Here is an 18,756-nt window from a genome sequence, read left to right on the forward strand (position 1 = left end):
GTAGATTGGCGCAGGTCTTTTCATGTCCTCAGAAAGGGGGTACCCCATGCTTTACGTTCAGCAAGACGGCCAGGGTCAACTGGTGCGCGTGGAAGCGGCAGAGTTCGAAGGCTTCACCGGCATGCTCCCCGCCGATGACCAGCTCGTGCTCGCCTGGTATTCCAACCAGACCGTCGAAGCCAGCCTGATGCAGCTCAAGCAGAGCGACCAGGAAATGATCCGGGTACTGGAAGACCTCATCGGCCTGCTGATGACCAAGGGCGTGATCCGCATCACCGACCTGCCCCAGGCCGCGCAATCCAAGCTGCTCAGCCGTAACCAGGCACGCGAGGCCCTCGGCGGCCTGAACCGCCTGATCAACGACGAGGAGTCCGGCGTCATCTGACCCGGCCCCTGCCTCCCCCTTTGCCGCCGCTGCGCCGGGCCCTACACCGGCAACGGCACATCCGCGCCCACCAGCCCCTCTTCCTGTAGTGCCAGCCAGAACGCCCGAGGCACCTCGGCCTGCAGTTGCCCCATGTACTGCACCGGGCGTGCCGGTGTCGCGGTGCCGGGAATCACCGACAGGGTGGCGTCGATCTGTTCTTCGGTGAGTGCATGGGCCTCCTGACGCCGTGTTCTGGCGTAGGTCAGGGGACCGGGCAAAGCGCGGGATGGTTCAAGGCAACGGCCGGAAGGCGGGGCCGTGGCGCCCGCCTCCGCCCGGGATCAACGCCAGGGGGCGGGAGCGCCGAACAGCTGGCCCTGGGCACCCTGGATGCCCATTTCCTGCAGCACCCGCAGCTCGCCCTCGGTCTCGACGCGCTCGGCGATCAGCGGCAGGTCGATGCTGTGGGCCGCGCGCTGCATGGCCTCGATGAACAGGCGCTTGTCGTTCTCGGTGTCGATGGCGCGGATGTGGCTGCCATCCACCTTCAGGTAGGCCAGGCCCAGGCGCGCCAGGTTGCCGATCATGCTGAAGCGACCGCCGAAGTGCTGCAGGCTGAGGGCGAAACCCAGCTCGCGCAGGCGCCGGGTCAGGCTCTCCAGCACCGCCTGCTCGGGCAACTGGTCTTCCTCCAGTTCCAGGGTCAGGCGCGGGCCCAGTTGCGGATGCTGACGCAGCAGGTCGAGGGCACGGTTCAGCGCCTTCTCGTCACGCAGCAGCGCGCCGGACAGGTTCAGCGCCAGGGGCTGGTCGTGGCCGGCCATCTGCGCCAGCACCAGTTCCAGCATCACCAGGTCAAGGCGCGTGGACCAGCCGAAGCGCTCCAGCCAGGGCAGGAAACGCCCGGCGGGGATGCTCTCGCCCTGCTCGTCCGGCAGGCGCGACAGCACCTTGTAATGCAACACCCGCGACGGCTCGCGGCTGGCCACCACCGGCTGGAAGAACAGCTGGAAGCGCCCCTGGGCCAGGGCCTTGTCCAGCAAGGCGTGCCAGGCGTGACGGTCATCGCCGACATTGCCGGCGCGGGTCTGCTCGATGCACGCCCAAGCGCGGTCGGCCTGGCGCTCGGCCTGGGCCAGGGCCTCGTCGGCGAGCATCATCAGGTCCTGCTGCGACTCGCCCGGGGCGAAAGGCACCAAGCCGATATGGGCCACGGGATGGGTGTCGGTGGCACCGGTGCTGGCCAGGCTGCCGAGGGCGCCATCGAGGCGGGTGGCCAGTTGCTCGGCCTCCTCGCGCACCAGGCCCGGCGCCAGCAGGATGAACTCGCCACCGCGGCTGCGCGCCAGCAACTGGCCGGCGCCCTGCCCCGCGCTGTTGCGCACGAGCTGCTCGGCCACGGCCTTGAGCAACTGGTCGGTGCGCTGGCCACCCAGGCGCTGGTTGAGGCCGGCCAGGTCGTTGACCCGCAACAGCAGCAGGTAGCCGCTGCTGGCCTGGTCCTCGGCACTCAGGCGGGCACTGAGCTGCATCTCGAAGTAACGGCGGTTGCCCAGGCCGGTGAGGCTGTCCTGGTAGGCCTCGTCGCGCAGGCGCTCGCTGCGCTCGGCCTGCTCCTGGAACAGCGCCTTGAGCTTCTCCACCATCTGGTTCATCGCCTGCACCACACGGCGCAGCTCGGGGGTGCGCGGCAACTGCGGCAGGCTGAGGAATTCGCGACGGGCGATGGCGTGGGACTGCTCCACCATGTAGTCCAGCGGGCGCAGTTGACGACGCAGCAGCACCGCACCGAGGCCGGCGCTGACCAGGCCGCACAGGGCCAGCCAGCCGAGGCTGCCGAGGGCGCTCTGCCACAACTTGGCGATGGCGAACATCGGGTGGCTCTGCACCTCGACCCGCGCGGCCTGGGTCCAGCCGCGACTGACGATGGCATCACCGCCGGCCGACTCCAGGCCGATCAGCGACACGAACCACTGCGGCACCTGGGCCGCCACCGCATCGGGCACGCCGGTGCGCTCCACGATCACCTTGCCGGTGGCCATGTCGATCACACGGATGCGCTCGAAGTAACCGCTGTCGAAGATCGAGCTGACCATCAGCTCGACCATCGCCGCATCGTCGATGTGCGGCGTCAGCGACAGGCCCAGGGCCGTCGCCGCGTCCTGGGCATGGGAACGCAACTGGTTGACGTACTGCTCGCGCGAGCTTTCCAGGCTGACCATGAAGCTGCCGCTGAAGGCGACGACCAGGAACAGGCAGATGGCGATCAACAGCTGTTTGAACAGGGACATCTCGACTCCGCTATTCGCTCGTGGGAAAGCCTTCGGCTTTCATCTTTTTCAACAGGTCCTGCCAGCGGGACAGACGCTTGGCGTCGCCCACCTTCTTGCCGCCGCCCTGGTTGGTCAGCCACAGGCCCTCACCGTTGAAGGCGTAGACCGGCAACAGGTCACTGCGCTGGGACGCCGGCAGGATGCTGCCGATCAGGTTGTCCAGCACCAGGGGCACCGCGTCGGGTTTCTCGTAATAGGTCAGCACCATGTGCGCCTGGTTCAGGCGCAGTGCCTTGACGTAGGTGATGCGCAGCTTCTCCGCCGGCACCCCCAGGTGACGCAGGCTGATGTACTTGGCGATGGCGTAGTCCTCGCAATCGCCCGCCCCGCGGCGCAACGCCTCCACCGGTGTCGCCCAGTAATCCACCTGGTTCCACAGGGCGAGGTCATCGGTGAAACGCAGCTTGGCGTTGAAGAAGCGATTGACCTCCTTCAACTGCTCCGCCTCGCTGGCGCCCGCCTGGCTGGCCAGCAGGCGCTGCCAGTCATCGATGCGCTGCTTGCCATCGCCCAGGGGGCCATAGAGGGATTCGGCGCGACGGCTGATCAGGGTGAAATCCCAATCCGCCTGCAGGGCACCGGCCAGCAAGGCGAACAGCAACAGCAGCGCCGGGCCTATAACCCCCGGCCTACCCGTGCTTCGCCATTTGCCGATACCGCTGAGCAAAATCCGATTTCCTGCCAATGGAACCGCCGGGCGGCCCCGATAACGAGGCGCGAATGGTGCGGGCTGGCAGCAGAAAAAACAATGGCACAGTGCCCCTATCCGACCTGCGCCGTGCGCAACGCAATCGGGGTTTCAGTGCCATCGGAAAACAGGGAGCCCCGTAGGTCGGGCTGAGGTACGAAGCCCAACGCAGCAGGGTCGGGTGAGGCGATCATCAGAAGAACGTGCAGGGCCGGACACACCGATCGGTGGAGGTAAAAAGCGACCTCCACCCTACGACATGCACAACACCGTGCCGGTGTAGGTCGGGTGCAACCCGACAAGGGTTTCGCACAACAACATCGCGGGTTTCACCCGCCCTACCGCCGTACTCCAACCACCGTGCCGGCCGGTGCGTAGCCCGGGCTTCAGCCCGGGAACGGTGGAGGCAGGATCAGCGCAGCCCGCGCAGGTGCAGGAAGCCGAACAGCAGCACCTGGGTGCGCTCCAGCCAGGGGAAGGGGCGGGCCTTGAGCTTGCGGTTGAACAGCGCAGCCTCGAGGACGTGGACCAGCAGCATCACGCCGGCCACCAGCAGCAGGGGGTGGTGCAGCGGCTCGCCGAAGGGGTAGATGACGTTAAGGATCGCCACCAGCCAGAACATGGCCAGGGCACCCTTGGCGAACGACAGGACGTGCATAGGGGTTCTCCATTGCAAGGTTGAGCCTTGCAGTGTGCCGTCTCCGGCCGCGCGCGCCTTCCGCACTTTCGTTTGGCCGGCGCGCGCGACGGTGGGTCAGCCCGCCTGCGCGCTCGGGGTGGGTCAGCGCACCGTCAGGGCGATGGGGGCGTCCTCGAAGTCGAAGCAACCGAGGAAGGTCTTGATGTCCAGCAGGTTGCCGTCGACCTTCACGTCGCCCAGCAGCGCGCCCTTGAGCAGGCCGTTCTCGCCGCTGATCACGGTGTCGAGGTAGGTCTTGTCGAAGGTCAGCTTCAACGTGGTGCCCTCGGGGATGCCCGGGTGCATCTCCACCACGCCGCGGCGTATCTCCAGCGCCCACTGCTCGTTGATATCGGGGAAGACGAAGCCCAGGGTGAGGTTCACGTCGGCGCTCTTCTCCGGGTCGATGCGGGTGACCCAGTTCTGCAGGAAGATCCGCGCCGGCAGGTTCTTCAGCATGTCCGGCGAGAGGAAGGCGTTGCGCAGCCCCTGGGACAGCTGCAGCGCGGCATCGCCCTCGAGCTTGCCCTCCAGCTCCATGGCGCTCATCAGGTACCAGTTGCGCCAGTTGATGTTCATGCTGGCGTAGCCCAGGCGGCGGAAGCTGCGGGCCTTGATGTCGCGAGCCAACTTGTCGTCGTGGTCGACGCGGATGGCGTAGCTGGCCAGCTCGGCCGCCCATTGCCAGTCCCCCTTGAGGTAGGCGTCGCCGGCGGCCAGCAGCAGCTTGTCACGCCCACCCATGAGGGCGATCAGGCGCTTGGCCTTCTCCGCCGGCGGCGTCGGGTCGAGGTCCACCGGGTCGCCCTGGAACCAGCCCAGGTAGCCCTGGTAGATCTGCCGCACGCTGTGCTTCACGGTGCCGTAGTACTCGCGCAGGTAGGGCGTGTAACCGGCCAGGTGCGGCGGCAGCTTGACCTTCTCCACCAGCTCGTCCGGGGTCAGGCCCTTGTTCATCCAGCGCACGGTCTGGTCGTGGATGTAGGCGATGGCGTCGCGGGTCATGCGCAGCACCTCCTCCACCTTGTCGCGGCCGGACACCGGCTGGCCGTGCAGCGGCACCATGTAGTCGGCCTTGAAGGCACGCAGCTTGTCGAGGCTCTGCACCCACACCACCGGGTCGCGGAACTTGGTGCCGCGCAGGGTGTGGACGTTGGGCAGGGTCGGCCCCTGGGTCACCTCGGCGCTGATCAGCACGCGGTTGTCCGGCAGGTAGAGGACGATCTCGTCCGGCGCCTCGCTGGGCACATGGAGGAGCTGCACCTTCAGCCCGGCGATGGTGGTATCCAGGGCTTCCTTGAAGGTGACGGTCGGCGCGATGAAGGTGGAGGCGCCGGGATGGGCCAGCGGGCCGAGGCCGGCGTTCATGTCGCGCTTGTCGCTGTCCGGCAGGGCCGCGCCGAAGCTGTAGCCCGAGCGCATGCCGAGGATCGGACCCACCAGCGCGCCCTGGGTCACCACGTTGTCCAGCAGGGTTTCCTGGGCGTAGATCTGCACCTCGCCACGCTTCACCTGCTCTTCGCTGACGAAGCCCTTCACGCCGTTGATGTGGTCCGGGTGGAAGTGGGTGTAGACGATGGCCTTGATCGGCTTGGCGCTGATCTTGCGGAACTCCGCCAGCACCTTGCGCGACTGCTCGGCGGACTCGCCCGTGTCGACGATGATCAGGCCTTCCGGCGCTTCGATCATCACGCTGTTGGCCAGGTTCCAGCCCACCGCCGACCAGACGTTGTCGGCGATCTTGTAGACCTTCTCGTCAAAGTGCCGGGTGTGCTCGGCGAGCTCGGCGTTGATGCTCGGCTCCAGGGTCTCGTCGGGCAGCGCGGCGTCGGCGCCGAATGGCAGGGCGGCGGCCAGCAGCAGGCCGCCGAAACGGGTGGTGATGCGCATGGTGTCGGCTCGTTGTTGTTATGGGAGCAGACAGGCTGGCAGGCACCGATCAATAATTCCAATGCATTCCTCTGCCGAAATCGATGCGGGATACGCATGAACGACCTACGCCAGCTCCGCCACTTCGTCGCCCTCGCACAACACGGCCACTTCGCCCGTGCGGCGGAGGCCGTCAACCTCAGCCAGCCGGCCCTCAGCCGCAGCATCCAGGCCCTGGAGGCCAGCCTCGGCTGCAGCCTGCTGGACCGCGGCCCCCGGCAGATCGCCCTCACCGCCCACGGCCGATTGGTGCTGGAGCATGCCCAGCGCCTGCTGGATGGCCGCCGCGCCCTGCACAGCGCCGTGGCGCAGCTGGAGAACCTCGACAGCGGCGAACTGCGCCTGGGCGCCGGCCCCTACCCCGCCGCGCGCCTGGTACCGCGTACGCTGGGCCGCTTCGCCGGGGCCCACCCGGGCGTGCAGGTGCAGTTGCGCATCGAGGATTGGCACAGCCTGCGCAGCCAATTGCTGGGGGACGCCATCGAGCTGTTCGTGGCGGACGTGCGCGAGTTCGAAGGCGACCCGCTGCTGCACATCACGCCCCTGCGCCGCCACGCCGGCACCCTCTTCTGCCGCCCCAGCCACCCGCTGCTGCAACGCCCCCACCTGCGGGTCGAGGACCTGGCCGTCTACCCGCTGGCCGGCACCCAGTTGCCCGTCGAGGTGGCGCGCACCCTCGGCGCGCTGAACAACAAGGCGCAACCGCTGGGCATCGAGTGCGACAACTTCATGGTGCTCAAGGCCCTGGTGGCCGACAGCGAGGTGATCAGCATGGCGCCCTGGGACGTACTGGCCGAAGACGTCGCGGCCGGCCGCCTGGCGGTGTTGCTGCCGGTGGACAACCTCGACGCCCGCTCGGCCTATGGCATCGTCAGCCACGCCGGGCGCAGCCTGTCACCGGCTGCGCGGGCGATGGTGGAGTACTTGCTGGAAGAAGACGCCCAGCCCATTACCGGCTACTGACAACTATCTGCGTTGCCATCGCTGCGTTGAAAACAGGCTCAAGAGGCTCATTTACGGCGCGTAAACTCCGCTCTCTCGCCCGTTTTCGCCTTGCGCTGGCTTCCTCGCCTAGGTTTCAGTGCTCTGCTTTAGCGACGATTCTGCTGCGACCAGTCACTGCGGTGCGGGCGGATGGGGTTTTCGTGGGGGCGCACCTGGTAGGCCGGCGGCACGGCGTAGCTGGGGCGACCGCCGCCCTGGTTCCAGCCCTGTTGCGGCGGGCGGTTGCCGCCCCAGTTCTGCAGGCGCGGGGTGTAGTCGTGGCGGCGCTCGTTCCAGTCCGGGCGCGGCGGGTTGCGGTTGTCCCAACGCCGCGAGTCGTGTCGGTTGTCATGGCGATCGTCGTGGCGGTCGTAGCGATGGTCGTTGCGCCCGTCGTAGCGGCGGTCATGGCGCGGCGGCTGGTAGGGCTGCGGGCGCACCTGGTAGTAGCGCTGCGGCTGGTAGATGCGCTCGGTCCGGTAGTAGTAGGTCGGAGAACCCTGGTAATAGGCCGGCTGCTGCACGACATAGCCACCGCCGCCATAGCTGCGCGGGTAGCCACGGTAATCGTCGTCATAGTCGTAGACGGCACAACCACCCAGGGACAGGCCCAGTACTGCGATCAACATCGTTCGATAGGACATGGCGGCCTCCTTCGACCGCTGGGACGGCGCCAACGAATGTCGGCACCCGGGATTTCTCCCACAATCTTCGACACCGTTTCACACGGCCGGTGTGCATCCCTCCGTCGGCAAAATCCATTTCCAGTTATTACCGCGCACCAGCATGAAGCGCCCCGCCCCAGAGACGGGCACGGCGCGCCCCTGCACACCGCTGGCATTCACCCCACCCTCCTCCACAACGCCCGCCACCAGTGGCTCGCGTCGGGTTGGCACGGCCTTCGCTAAGGATCAGGCGTGCAGGAGCAACCCGGTGGAAGCCGGGGTCCGCGGCACCACCATTTGCAATGGCTGGCTAGGGTTCCGGCTCGCGAAAGCGGGTGGCTGGTCCGAGAGCCGGCGACCTCCTCCGAGGTTACACGGCGGGACAAAAGCCCGGGAGAACGCGCCCCTGCATGCAGGGAAGTGCCGCGCCGCTCCCGCTGTCCCTAACCGAACTGGAGGTCATCCATGCGCAAGCCCCGTCTGTTCGCCGTACTCGCTGCCGGCCTAGCCGCCGCCATCAGCTTCAACTCCAACGCAGCGCAGAAGGACAGCTTCAACGTCTGCTGGACCATCTATGCCGGCTGGATGCCATGGGAATACGGTGCCACCCAGGGCATCGTCGACAAATGGGCGAAGAAGTACGGGATCGACATCCAGGTCACCCAGCTCAACGACTACGTCGAGTCGATCAACCAGTACACCGCCGGCCAGTTCGACGGCTGCACCATGACCAACATGGACGCCCTGACCATCCCCGCTGCCGGCGGCGTGGACAGCACCGCGCTGATCGTCAGCGACTTCTCCAATGGCAACGACGGCATCGTGCTCAAGGGTGAAGGCAAGACCCTCGGCGACCTCAAGAGCCTGCCGGTGAACCTGGTGGAGCTGTCCGTCTCCCACTACCTGCTGGCCCGCGCCCTGGAGCGCGCCCACCTGGCCGAGAAGGACGTGCAGGTGGTGAACACCTCCGATGCCGATATCGCCGCCGCCTTCGACACCGACGAAGTGCAGGCGGTAACCACCTGGAACCCGATGCTCGCCGAGATCAAGGCCAAGCCCGGCACCAGCCTGGTGTTCGACTCCAGCAAGGTGCCCGGCGAGATCATGGACATGATGGTGGTGAACACCGAGACCCTGAAGGACAACCCGGCCCTGGGCAAGGCGCTGACCGGTGCCTGGTTCGAGATCGTCGCGCTGATGAAGGCCGGCAGCGCCGAGAGCACCGCCGCACTGACGCACATGGCCAAGGCCTCGGGCACCGACCTGGCCGGTTACCAGGCCCAGCTGGACGCCACCCGCCTGTTCGCCACACCGGCCGAGGCCCTGGAGTTCGTCACCAGCCCGAAGCTGCCGGCGACCATGGACAAGGTGGCCACCTTCTCCTTCGCCCACGGCCTGCTGGGTGAAGGTGCCAAGGATGCCCACGCGGTGGGCATGAGCTTCGCCAAGGGCGTGGTCACCGGCGACAAGGCCAACGTCAAGCTGCGCTTCGACCCGACCTACGTGCAGATGGCCGCCGAAGGGAAGCTCTGACCGCCGACACGGTTCCGTAGGTTGGTGCCAAGCGCAGCGCGGCCCAACGTTGGGCCTCGTTCCTCGGCACCAACCTACCCGCCCCCTATCACCGAGACCTCGCCATGCGCCTGATCAACCGCCACCCGGACCGTGCAGGAAGGCTGCTGCTGATCCTGCTGCCCTTCGCCCTGCTGCTGTTCGCCTACTTCACCGGATCGGCGGCGCGGCTCACGGAAAACCCCAACGACAAGCTGCTGCCCAGCGCCACGCAGATGGTCGACGCGGTGCAACGCCTGGCCTTCACCGAAGACAAGCGCAGCGGCCAATACCTGTTCTGGCAGGACAGCGCCTCCAGCCTCAAGCGCCTGGCCATCGGCCTCGCCGTCGCCGCCCTGCTGGGCCTGTGCCTGGGCATCGCCGCCGGCACCCTGCCGCTGTTCGGCGCGCCGTTGTCGCCGCTGCTCACGGTGCTGTCGATGGTGCCGCCGCTGGCGATCCTGCCGATCCTGTTCATCGTCTTCGGCCTCGGCGAGCTGTCCAAGGTGATGCTGATCGTCATCGGCATCACCCCGGTGCTCGCCCGCGACCTGGAGCAGCGCGCCCGGGAGATCCCCCGCGAACTGCTGATCAAGGCGCAGACCCTGGGCGCCAACACCTGGACCCTGATCCTGCGCGTGGTGCTGCCGCAGCTGCTGCCGCGCCTGCTCATCTCCCTGCGCCTGGTGCTGGGCTCGGCCTGGCTGTTCCTCATCGCCGCCGAGGCCATCGCCTCCACCGACGGCCTCGGCTACCGCATCTTCCTGGTCCGCCGCTACCTGGCCATGGACGTGATCCTGCCCTACGTGGTGTGGATCACCCTGCTCGCCTGGCTGATGGACCTGGGCCTGCGCCAGCTCACCCGCCTGGCCTTCCCCTGGTACGAAGGAGCCAAGGCATGAGCGCCTTCATCGAAGTGAAGAACCTGTGGCAGGAATACGGTGAGCAGGTGGTGCTGGAGAACCTCAGCCTGAGCGTCGCCGAAGGCGAGTTCTGCACCCTGGTCGGCGCCTCGGGCTGCGGCAAGTCCACCTTCCTGCGCATGCTGCTGGGCCAGGAAACGCCCAGCCGTGGCCAGCTGCTGCTGGACGGCCAGCCCCTGGTGGCCGAGCCCGATGCCAGCCGCGGCGTGGTGTTCCAGCGCTACTCGGTGTTCCCCCACCTCTCGGTGCTGGACAACGTCGCCCTCGGCCTGGAGCTGCCCCGCGCGCCGCTGTTCGGCCGCCTGTTCGGCGGTGCCCGTCGCGCCGCCCGTGAACAGGCCGCCGTGATGCTGGAGAAGGTCGGCCTCGACCACGCCCTCGGCAAGTACCCCGCGCAGCTCTCCGGCGGCATGCAGCAGCGCCTGGCCATCGCCCAGGCGCTGGTGATGAAGCCCCGCGTGCTGCTGCTCGACGAGCCCTTCGGCGCCCTCGACCCGGGCATCCGCAAGGACATGCACGAGCTGCTGCTGGGCCTGTGGCAGGAAACCCGGCTGACCGTGTTCATGGTCACCCACGACCTGGCCGAAGGCTTCACCCTCGGCACCCGGCTGATGGTCTTCGACAAGGTCCGCCATGACCCGCAGGCGCCCGGCGCCTATGGCGCACGCATCACCTACGACATCCCCCTGAACAGCGACCGCCGCGCCGCGCGCGCCGCCGTCGAAGCCCTGCCGGAGCGCGTCACCCGCGCCCTGCAGCCCGCCCCGGCCCATTGAAAGGAGCCCGACCATGACCGCATCCCTGGCCCTGCGCCCCACCCTTTATGAAGAAACCGTCCCCGGCGGCGGCCACACCTCCTTCGTCCTCAAGCGCGGCCAGCTGCTGCGCATCAGCGACATCGAAGGCGGCGCCAACGTCAGCCTGCTGCTGTTCAACGCCGCCGAGAAAAGCGAGCGCCTGAACCTGCCGGACAGCCTCAAGTGCCAGCACACCGCCAAGCTCACCGCCGGCCACTGCCTGTACTCGGACATGGGCCGCGTGCTCGCCGCCATCACCGCCGACAGCTGCGGCTGGCACGACAGCTTCGGCGGCGTGCTCAGTGCCAATGAAGTGCAGGAGAAATACGGCGCCGGCCGCTACCAGGAACTGCGCAACGGCTTCTTCCGCAACGGCGTCGACAACCTGCTGGTGGAGATGGGCAAGTGGGACCTGAACCTGCAGGACCTGCTCATGTGCCTGAACCTGTTCAGCAAGGTCACGGTGGACGCCGACGGCTGCTTCCACTTCCAGCCCGGCCACTCGAAAGCCGACGACTACGTCGAGCTCTACGCGCCGATGGACAGCCTGGTGGTGCTCACCGCCCTGCAGCACCCCATGGACCCCGACCCCGTCTACGCCCCGAAGCCGGTGAACCTGAGCTGGCACAAGGTCGAGAGCGACGGCATCAGCGTGCTCTGCCGCACCTCGCGCCCGGAAAACGGCCGCGGCTTCCACAACACCGAACGTCTGTACATCTGAGGGCTGCCCGATGAACCCCACTCCCAGCGACAAGCACCCCGAAGCCGCCGTCTACACCGCCGTGATCGCCGCCGGCGAACCCTTCATGACCGAAGTGAAGGCCGGCCAGACCCTGCGCCTGCTCGACCTGGAGGGTAACCAGGCGGTGGACACCCTCTTCTACAGCGCGCGCAACCCGCGCGAGCGCTATGACGTGCAGCGCACCCTGCGCAAGCAGAACCGCGTCTACCTCAGCGCCGGCAGCGTGCTCTATTCGAACCTCGGCAACCCCATGCTGAGCATCGTCGCCGACACCTGCGGCCGCCACGACACCCTCGGCGGCGCCTGCGCCCAGGAAAGCAACACCGTGCGCTACGCCCTGGACACCCGCTACATGCACAGCTGCCGCGACAACTTCCTGCGCGCCAGCCTGCATGACGGCCGCCTGGCCAAGCGCGACATCAGCGCCAACATCAACTTCTTCATGAACGTGCCGGTTACCCCCGAAGGCGGCCTCACCTTCGAGGACGGCATCTCCGCCCCCGGCAAATACGTCGAGCTGGTCGCGCACATGGACATCATCGTCCTCATCTCCAACTGCCCACAGCTGAACAACCCCTGCAACGGCTACAACCCCACCCCGGCGCAGGTGTTGGTATGGGAGTGAAAGAGCAGCTGGAAGCGGGAAGCCGGAGGCAGGAAGCCTTTCGGCGCTGGCTGTTCCGCCTGTGCCAGAGCCGCTCAGGGCAATGCCTGCAAACACCGCCGAAAAAATCGGAGCCGACGCTCTAGCTTCTGGCTTCTGGCTTCTGGCTTCTGGCTTCTGGCTTCCAGCTTCCAGCTTCCAGCTTCCAGCTTCCAACTGATGCTCCGCGGACGACCGTGGCGCAGACCCAATTCCGGCGGGACGGCCCGCCACCCATGAGGCCGACCTCATGTTCGAGAAATTGCTGATCGCCAACCGCGGCGCCATCGCCTGCCGCATCCTCCGCACCCTGCGCCAGCTCGATGTGCGCGGCGTTGCCGTGTACTCCGAAGCGGATATCGCCAGCCTGCACATCCAGCAGGCCGACGAGGCCCATAGCCTGGGCGAAGGCCCGGCTGCGAACACCTACCTGGTGGTGGAGAAGATCCTCGCCGTGGCCCGCGACAGCGGCGCCCAGGCGATCCACCCCGGCTATGGCTTCCTCTCCGAGAACGCCGCCTTCGCCGAAGCCTGCGAGGCGGCCGGCATCGCCTTCGTCGGGCCGACGCCGCAGCAGCTGCGGGTGTTCGGCCTCAAGCACACCGCCCGTGCCCTGGCCAAGGCCCAGGGCGTGCCCATGCTCGAAGGCACCGAGCTGCTGGAAAGCCTCGACGCGGCGCTGGTGGCCGGTGAACAGGTGGGCTACCCGGTGATGCTCAAGAGCACCGCCGGCGGCGGCGGCATCGGCATGCGCGTGTGCCGTTCGGCCAGCGAGCTGAGCGAGGCCTTCGACGCGGTGAAGCGCCTGGGGCAGAACAACTTCAGCGACGCCGGGGTGTTCATCGAGAAGTACATCCAGCGTGCCCGCCACCTGGAAGTGCAGGTGTTCGGCGACGGCCGTGGCGAGGTGATCGCCCTTGGCGTGCGCGACTGCTCGGTGCAGCGGCGCAACCAGAAGGTGCTGGAGGAAACCCCCGCGCCCAACCTGCCCGCCGGCATGGCCGAGGACCTTTGCGCCGCCGCCATCCAGCTGGCCAAGGCGGTCAGCTACCGCAGCGCCGGCACCGTGGAATTCGTCTACGACAGCGAGGCCGAGCGCTTCTACTTCCTCGAAGTGAACACCCGCCTGCAGGTGGAACACGGCGTTACCGAACAGGTCTGGGGCGTCGACCTGGTGCGCTGGATGGTCGAGCTGGCCGCCGGCACCCTGCCCCCGCTCGCCGAGCTGGCCCGTGGCCTTGCGCCCAGCGGCCACGCCATCCAGGCGCGCCTCTACGCCGAGGACCCGGGCCGTGACTTCCAGCCCAGCCCCGGCCTGCTCACCGCCGTGCACTTCCCCGAGGCGGACGGCCGCGCCCTGCGCATCGACACCTGGGTGGAAGCCGGCTGCGAGATCCCGCCCTACTTCGACCCGATGATCGCCAAGCTGATCACCTGGGCAGCGGACCGCGATGAGGCCAGCGTCGCCCTCGACCGCGCCCTGGCCGACACGCAGCTCTACGGCGTGGAAAGCAACCGCGACTACCTGCGGCAGATCCTGATCGACGCACCCTTCGCCAGCGGCCAGCCCTGGACCCGCTGCCTGGAAAACCTCGCCTACCGCGCCCACACCTTCGAAGTGCTCGGCGCCGGCACCCAAACCACGGTGCAGGACTACCCCGGCCGCCTCGGCTACTGGGCCGTGGGCGTGCCGCCGTCCGGTCCCATGGACAGCCGCGCCCTGCGCCTGGGCAACCGCCTGCTGGGCAACGAGGAAGGCGCCGCCGCGCTGGAAATCACCATGAGCGGCCCCAGCCTGCGCTTCAACACCGACGCGGTGGTGGCCGTCACCGGCGCGTCGATCCCGCTCACCCTCGACGGTCAGCCGCAACTGCTGAACACCGCGCTGCGGGTGCCAGCCGGTTCTATCCTGGCCCTCGGCACCATCGCCGGCGCCGGTGCACGCAGCTACCTGTGCCTGCGCGGCGGCCTGCAGCTGCCGGATTACCTGGGCAGCAAGAGCACCTTCACCCTCGGCCAGTTCGGCGGCCACGGCGGCCGCGCCCTGCGCGCCGGCGACGTGCTGCACCTGCTGCCCCTGGCCGACCATGCAGCCGGCGCCAGCCTGCCCGCCGAGCTGTGCCCGCCGCTGCCGGCGCTGCGCCGCATCCGGGTGATCTACGGCCCCCACGGCGCGCCGGAATACTTCACACCGGCCTCTATCGAGACCTTCTTCGCCACCGCCTGGGAAGTACACTTCAACTCCAGCCGCACCGGCGTGCGCCTGATCGGCCCGAAGCCGGAATGGGTGCGCGAGAGCGGCGGCGAGGCCGGCCTGCACCCCTCCAACATCCACGACAACCCCTACGCCATAGGCGCGGTGGACTTCACCGGCGACATGCCGGTGATCCTCGGTCCGGACGGCCCCAGCCTCGGCGGCTTCGTCTGCCCGGTGACCATCATCGAAGCCGACCTCTGGCAACTCGGCCAGCTCAAGGCCGGCGACAAGGTGCGCTTCGAGCCGGTGGATATCACCACGGCGCGGGAATTGGCCCAGGCACGCAACCGCGAATGCACCACCCTCTGCACGAGCGAATTCATTCGCGATGCGGGTAGCAGCCAAATCGCGGATGAATCCGCTCCTACAAGTACGGCCGAGCTTTCGAGCCCCATCGTCCTCGACCTGGGCCAGGACGCCACACGCCTGGTGGCCCGCCTCTCCGGCGACACCCACCTGCTGCTGGAGATCGGCGCGGCGGAGCTGGACCTGGTGCTGCGCTTCCGCGGCCATGCGCTGATGCAGGCACTGGAGGCCGAGGCGCTGGCTGGCGTCATCGACCTGACCCCGGGTATCCGCTCGCTGCAGGTGCACTACCAGCCGGAAACCCTGCCCCTGGAGCGCCTGCTGCAGGTGGTCGCGGGGCTCTGGGACGGCGTCTGCGCCGCCGGCGACCTCGCCGTGCCGTCGCGCATCGTCCACCTGCCGCTGTCCTGGGACGACCCGGCCTGCCAGCTGGCCATCGAGAAATACATGACCACCGTGCGCAAGGACGCGCCCTGGTGCCCGAGCAACCTCGAGTTCATCCGCCGCATCAACGACCTGCCCAACCTCGACGAGGTGCAGCGCACGGTGTTCGACGCCAGCTACCTGGTGATGGGCCTGGGCGACGTCTACCTCGGCGCGCCGGTGGCCACCCCGCTGGACCCGCGCCACCGCCTGGTAACCACCAAGTACAACCCGGCGCGCACCTGGACGGCGGAGAACTCGGTGGGCATCGGCGGCGCCTACATGTGCGTCTACGGCATGGAAGGCCCCGGCGGCTACCAGTTCGTCGGCCGCACCCTGCAGATGTGGAACCGCTACCGCGACGTCGCGGCCTTCGACGGCAAGCCCTGGCTGCTGCGCTTCTTCGACCAGATCCGCTTCTACCCGGTGAGCGCCGAGGAGCTGCTGCGCATCCGCCGCGACTTCCCCCTGGGCCGCTTCCCGCTGCGCATCGAACACAGCGAACTGCGTCTCGCCGACTACCAGGCCTTCCTCGCCACCGAAGCCGAGGGCATCGCCACCTTCCGCGCCCAGCAGCAGGCGGCGTTCAACGCAGAGCGGGAACGCTGGATCGCCTCCGGCCAGGCGCATTTCGACAGCGAGGAGCTGGCACCGGACCTGGGCGAAGACGCGCCCCTGGGCGCCGGCCAGCACGCCATCGAAAGCCATATCGCCGGCAACCTCTGGCAGGTGCAGGTGGAGACCGGCGCCAGCGTCAAGGCCGGCGACGTGCTGGTGATCCTGGAGTCGATGAAGATGGAAATCCCCCTCACCGCCCCCCGCGACGGCGTGGTCCGCGAAGTCCGCGTGCAACCCGGCTCCCCGGTGCGCGCCGGGCAGCGGGTGGTGGTGATGGAAGAGGCGTAGGGGCCACACACGGGCCCCCTTTCGGGTTTCGCTTCGCTTTTCGCCATCCTACGGAAGCGACTGTGCCCCGAGCGTGATGCGCACATCGATGAAGGTTCTGGCGATGATGTTGGAGCAGCGGCCAAATGCCCCTTTCAGGAGGCCGAGCGAATCGTCGTGTAAGGGGTTGAGCGACATGGATGTCGCGAGAGCCGCGATGGGCCAAGGATGGCCCTTCGCGGCGTGCCCCTGGAACGATGATGGAGCGAGGGAAGTCTGGCGAAGCCGGACCCGTATGCAGGGGCGAGCGCTTTTGGTTCCTTTTAAGGCGATTGTTAAAAGGGACTCGCCCGGGGGGCGAAACCAGAAATATCAGCAAAACTCGGCAATCAGCTGGGCTCAGTTCTTCTAGCAACACTTAACGCAGACATAGCCAATTCATTCGCCAAGCGGTGCATGGCACCGCCTCTCCCCGAGCAGAGCTCGCCCCTGCAAGATAGCGCCGGGGCATGTCCCACCGAAAAGCGGGCGACTGAAGTCGCCCCTACAACAGACCCCCTCTCCACGTCGTCCGTAAAGCGACCTGTATCGCGCCCCGGCACGCTGCGCATTGCCCATCCACCGCGACGGTTCTAGAGTGCGAGGCGGCAACGCACGCAAAAGGACCCGCCATGCAGCCGCAAAACCGCGACCAGGCGCAGCAACGCGCTGACGACATCCAGGCCTTCCAGCGTGAAGCGGAACGCCTGCGCCAGGAGCAGGCACTGCCCCTGGACGACGCGCAGATGGCGCGCCTGGGCGAGCACCATCGCCGGGTGCTGGCCGATTTCCACGGCCGCTTCGATATCGACCCCGACAAGCAGACCCGCGGCCTGTCCCTGAGCATGCGCATCGCCTCGCTGCTGGGCGCCCTGGCCCTGGGCGCCAGCCTGCTGTTCTTCTTCTACCAGTTCTGGGGCCTGCTGCCGGAAAGCGCGCAGGTGCTGATCCTGGGCGGCGCGCCGCTGCTCGGCCTGGCGCTGACCTGGCAGGTGCGCCGCCGCGACCCGTCCGGCTATTTCAGCAAGCTGGCGGCGATGCTCACCTTCGTCGCCTTCGTGCTGAACCTGGTGATGCTCGGGCAAATCTTCAACATCACCCCCTCCGACCGTGCCTTCCTCGCCTGGGGTGCCTTCGCCCTGCTGCTGGCCTATGGCTGTGACGCACGCCTGCTGCTGGTGGCCGGGCTGATCTGCCTGATGGGCTTCGTCTCGGCACGGGTCGGCAGCTGGGGCGGCTGCTACTGGCTGCAGGTGGGCGAGCGCCCGGAAAACTTCATCCCGGCCGCGCTGGGGGTGTTCCTGATCCCGCAGTTCATCTCTCAGGCGGGCTACGCCGGCTTCGCCGCCACCTACCGCCTGGTGGGGCTGATCACCCTGTTCCTCACCCTGCTGATCCTCGCCAACTGGGGCAGCGGCAGCTACCTGCCCGGCAGCCACGACCTGATCGAGGGCGGCTACCAGCTGGCCGGCTTCGTGCTCGCGGCCCTGGGCATCTGGCTGGGCACCCGCCGCGACTGGCCCGAAGTGGTCAACGGCGCCCTGACCTTCTTCATCATCTTCCTCTACACCAAGCTCTTCGACTGGTGGTGGGAGCTGATGCCCAAGTACCTGTTCTTCCTGCTGCTCGGCCTGATCGCCGTGCTCATCCTGTTGGTGCTGGGCCGCCTGCGCCGCAGCTGGCTCAATGGGGAGGAACGCCCATGAAGCTCTTCGACCGCCGCTATGCCCTGCCCGCCGCCCTGGCCCTGGTGCTGGCCACCAATGCCGTAGTGTTCGGCGGCGCCTGGTACAACCGCTCCGGCGAGCCGGACAGCAGCCTGCGCCTGAGCGAACGGGAAGTGCACCGCGACTACACCAGCTTCGGCTGGGGCAGCGATGAAAACAGCGCCCTGGCCCTGAGGCTGGACTGGCGCGTACTGCCGCTCAACGACGAGGACGAGCCATACCGGGGTGAATGGCTGGAGAACGACCGCCTGGTGGAGCTCGGCTTCCCGCCCTATGACCCGGCCGCCAATGAAATAGACCTGAACACCCATGAAGCCTTCCTGGTGCTGGAACTGGACGGCCCGGCCCGGCAGCAGGCGCTGCAGCGCGCCGAACAGCGGCTGCGAAAAGCCACCGAGGCCCTGGCCCGCGACCCGGGCGACAGTGAACGCAAGGAGCGCGAGTCGGACGCCCGCAAGGCGCTGGAGCAGGAACGTGATACCGCCAGCCGCCTGTTCGTGGTCGACGTCGGCCTGGACGCCGAAGCCCTGCGTGCACGCCACCCCGACCGCCAGCGACAGGCGGTGGTGCGTGGCGAAGTCTATGTCTGGCTGCGCACCGACGACGGCAAGACGCGCATGGTGGGCGAGATTTCGCGGCTCGCGGTGCCGGCCGTGCAGGTGCCCCTCCACTGGCGTGAGGCGCTGGACAGCCAGTTGCGCGACAGCGCCTACATGCCGCCCAACGGGCCGCTGGAACTGCAACTGAATTACGGCAAGCGCCTGGAGCCCTGGATCAGCGAGGTGGTGGTGCCCAAAGGCTGAAATGCCGGGCATATC

At 67.7% G+C, this 18,756-nt stretch carries 16 protein-coding genes and 1 riboswitch; of the genes, 10 read left to right on the forward strand and 6 right to left on the reverse strand.

Annotated elements, in window-relative coordinates:
• Nucleotides 1–46 precede the first annotated feature (46 nt).
• Nucleotides 47–385, forward strand: coding sequence for a tryptophan synthase subunit beta (locus PI990_RS19215; protein ID WP_271658145.1), 339 nt, complete (start codon nucleotides 47–49; stop codon nucleotides 383–385).
• 41 nt (nucleotides 386–426) lie between these two features.
• Here the strand turns inward: PI990_RS19215 and PI990_RS19220 are convergent, their stop codons facing one another.
• The 5 genes from PI990_RS19220 to PI990_RS19240 all read right to left on the reverse strand — a co-directional run bounded on the left by PI990_RS19220 (nucleotide 427) and on the right by PI990_RS19240 (nucleotide 5,957).
• A complete protein-coding gene (locus tag PI990_RS19220) occupies nucleotides 427–645 on the reverse strand; it encodes a hypothetical protein (protein ID WP_271658146.1) in 219 nt (72 codons plus the stop codon).
• A gap of 63 nt (nucleotides 646–708) precedes the next feature.
• The gene (gene lapD / locus PI990_RS19225) at nucleotides 709–2,658 is read right to left on the reverse strand and encodes a cyclic di-GMP receptor LapD (protein WP_271658147.1); all 1,950 of its coding nucleotides are present in this window, start codon (nucleotides 2,656–2,658) and stop codon (nucleotides 709–711) included.
• A 10-nt stretch (nucleotides 2,659–2,668) separates the two neighbouring features.
• Nucleotides 2,669–3,301, reverse strand: coding sequence for a cysteine protease LapG (gene lapG / locus PI990_RS19230; RefSeq protein WP_021218073.1), 633 nt, complete (start codon nucleotides 3,299–3,301; stop codon nucleotides 2,669–2,671).
• A 499-nt stretch (nucleotides 3,302–3,800) separates the two neighbouring features.
• Entirely contained in the window at nucleotides 3,801–4,046 is a 246-nt protein-coding gene (locus tag PI990_RS19235) for a DUF1145 domain-containing protein (protein WP_271658148.1), read from the reverse strand.
• A 123-nt stretch (nucleotides 4,047–4,169) separates the two neighbouring features.
• Nucleotides 4,170–5,957: an alkyl/aryl-sulfatase gene (locus PI990_RS19240; protein ID WP_271658149.1), complete on the reverse strand. Its 1,788-nt coding sequence runs from the start codon at nucleotides 5,955–5,957 to the stop codon at nucleotides 4,170–4,172.
• A 96-nt stretch (nucleotides 5,958–6,053) separates the two neighbouring features.
• Here PI990_RS19240 and PI990_RS19245 point away from each other — a divergent pair, with 96 nt between their 5' ends.
• On the forward strand, nucleotides 6,054–6,959 hold the full coding sequence (locus tag PI990_RS19245; protein WP_271658150.1) for a LysR family transcriptional regulator: 906 nt from the start codon (nucleotides 6,054–6,056) through the stop codon (nucleotides 6,957–6,959).
• A gap of 128 nt (nucleotides 6,960–7,087) precedes the next feature.
• Here PI990_RS19245 and PI990_RS19250 read toward each other — a convergent pair whose 3' ends face one another.
• Complete coding sequence (locus PI990_RS19250) at nucleotides 7,088–7,624, reverse strand: hypothetical protein (RefSeq protein ID WP_031287252.1); 537 nt, start codon at nucleotides 7,622–7,624, stop codon at nucleotides 7,088–7,090.
• A 320-nt stretch (nucleotides 7,625–7,944) separates the two neighbouring features.
• Nucleotides 7,945–8,044: riboswitch (guanidine-I (ykkC/yxkD leader) on the forward strand.
• A 66-nt stretch (nucleotides 8,045–8,110) separates the two neighbouring features.
• Between PI990_RS19250 and PI990_RS19255 the strand changes: the two genes are divergently transcribed.
• The 8 genes from PI990_RS19255 to PI990_RS19290 all read left to right on the forward strand — a co-directional run bounded on the left by PI990_RS19255 (nucleotide 8,111) and on the right by PI990_RS19290 (nucleotide 18,741).
• Complete coding sequence (locus PI990_RS19255) at nucleotides 8,111–9,178, forward strand: putative urea ABC transporter substrate-binding protein (protein ID WP_271658151.1); 1,068 nt, start codon at nucleotides 8,111–8,113, stop codon at nucleotides 9,176–9,178.
• Nucleotides 9,179–9,282: 104 nt separating this feature from the next.
• Complete coding sequence (locus tag PI990_RS19260) at nucleotides 9,283–10,098, forward strand: ABC transporter permease (RefSeq protein ID WP_263401918.1); 816 nt, start codon at nucleotides 9,283–9,285, stop codon at nucleotides 10,096–10,098.
• A complete protein-coding gene (locus tag PI990_RS19265) occupies nucleotides 10,095–10,895 on the forward strand; it encodes an ABC transporter ATP-binding protein (protein ID WP_271658152.1) in 801 nt (266 codons plus the stop codon). Before PI990_RS19260 ends, PI990_RS19265 begins: the two co-directional genes overlap by 4 nt.
• A 13-nt stretch (nucleotides 10,896–10,908) precedes the next feature.
• Entirely contained in the window at nucleotides 10,909–11,637 is a 729-nt protein-coding gene (locus tag PI990_RS19270) for an urea amidolyase associated protein UAAP1 (RefSeq protein WP_184491786.1), read from the forward strand.
• Between the two features lie 10 nt (nucleotides 11,638–11,647).
• A complete protein-coding gene (locus tag PI990_RS19275; RefSeq protein WP_184491788.1) occupies nucleotides 11,648–12,283 on the forward strand; it encodes an urea amidolyase associated protein UAAP2 in 636 nt (211 codons plus the stop codon).
• Between the two features lie 268 nt (nucleotides 12,284–12,551).
• Nucleotides 12,552–16,193, forward strand: a complete 3,642-nt coding sequence (uca, locus tag PI990_RS19280; RefSeq protein ID WP_271658153.1) for an urea carboxylase — start codon at nucleotides 12,552–12,554, stop codon at nucleotides 16,191–16,193.
• A 650-nt stretch (nucleotides 16,194–16,843) separates the two neighbouring features.
• Nucleotides 16,844–17,917: a DUF2157 domain-containing protein gene (locus PI990_RS19285; protein ID WP_271658154.1), complete on the forward strand. Its 1,074-nt coding sequence runs from the start codon at nucleotides 16,844–16,846 to the stop codon at nucleotides 17,915–17,917.
• On the forward strand, nucleotides 17,914–18,741 hold the full coding sequence (locus tag PI990_RS19290) for a DUF4824 family protein (RefSeq protein WP_271658155.1): 828 nt from the start codon (nucleotides 17,914–17,916) through the stop codon (nucleotides 18,739–18,741). Before PI990_RS19285 ends, PI990_RS19290 begins: the two co-directional genes overlap by 4 nt.
• Nucleotides 18,742–18,756: the final 15 nt, after the last annotated feature.

The sequence above is a fragment of the Pseudomonas sp. TUM22785 genome (assembly GCF_028198105.1).
Lineage (GTDB): Bacteria > Pseudomonadota > Gammaproteobacteria > Pseudomonadales > Pseudomonadaceae > Metapseudomonas > Metapseudomonas solani.

Excerpts from the sequence above, each read along its gene's own strand:
- PI990_RS19260 (WP_263401918.1), top strand. The coding sequence starts at position 9,283 with ATGCGCCTGATCAACCGCCACCCGGACCGTGCAGGAAGGCTGCTGCTG.
- PI990_RS19270 (WP_184491786.1), top strand. The coding sequence starts at position 10,909 with ATGACCGCATCCCTGGCCCTGCGCCCCACCCTTTATGAAGAAACCGTC.
- PI990_RS19250 (WP_031287252.1), bottom strand. The coding sequence starts at position 7,624 with ATGTCCTATCGAACGATGTTGATCGCAGTACTGGGCCTGTCCCTGGGT.
- PI990_RS19275 (WP_184491788.1), top strand. The coding sequence starts at position 11,648 with ATGAACCCCACTCCCAGCGACAAGCACCCCGAAGCCGCCGTCTACACC.
- lapD (WP_271658147.1), bottom strand. The coding sequence starts at position 2,658 with ATGTCCCTGTTCAAACAGCTGTTGATCGCCATCTGCCTGTTCCTGGTC.
- PI990_RS19255 (WP_271658151.1), top strand. The coding sequence starts at position 8,111 with ATGCGCAAGCCCCGTCTGTTCGCCGTACTCGCTGCCGGCCTAGCCGCC.
- PI990_RS19265 (WP_271658152.1), top strand. The coding sequence starts at position 10,095 with ATGAGCGCCTTCATCGAAGTGAAGAACCTGTGGCAGGAATACGGTGAG.
- PI990_RS19215 (WP_271658145.1), top strand. The coding sequence starts at position 47 with ATGCTTTACGTTCAGCAAGACGGCCAGGGTCAACTGGTGCGCGTGGAA.
- PI990_RS19290 (WP_271658155.1), top strand. The coding sequence starts at position 17,914 with ATGAAGCTCTTCGACCGCCGCTATGCCCTGCCCGCCGCCCTGGCCCTG.
- uca (WP_271658153.1), top strand. The coding sequence starts at position 12,552 with ATGTTCGAGAAATTGCTGATCGCCAACCGCGGCGCCATCGCCTGCCGC.
- PI990_RS19285 (WP_271658154.1), top strand. The coding sequence starts at position 16,844 with ATGCAGCCGCAAAACCGCGACCAGGCGCAGCAACGCGCTGACGACATC.
- PI990_RS19245 (WP_271658150.1), top strand. The coding sequence starts at position 6,054 with ATGAACGACCTACGCCAGCTCCGCCACTTCGTCGCCCTCGCACAACAC.
- PI990_RS19235 (WP_271658148.1), bottom strand. The coding sequence starts at position 4,046 with ATGCACGTCCTGTCGTTCGCCAAGGGTGCCCTGGCCATGTTCTGGCTG.
- PI990_RS19240 (WP_271658149.1), bottom strand. The coding sequence starts at position 5,957 with ATGCGCATCACCACCCGTTTCGGCGGCCTGCTGCTGGCCGCCGCCCTG.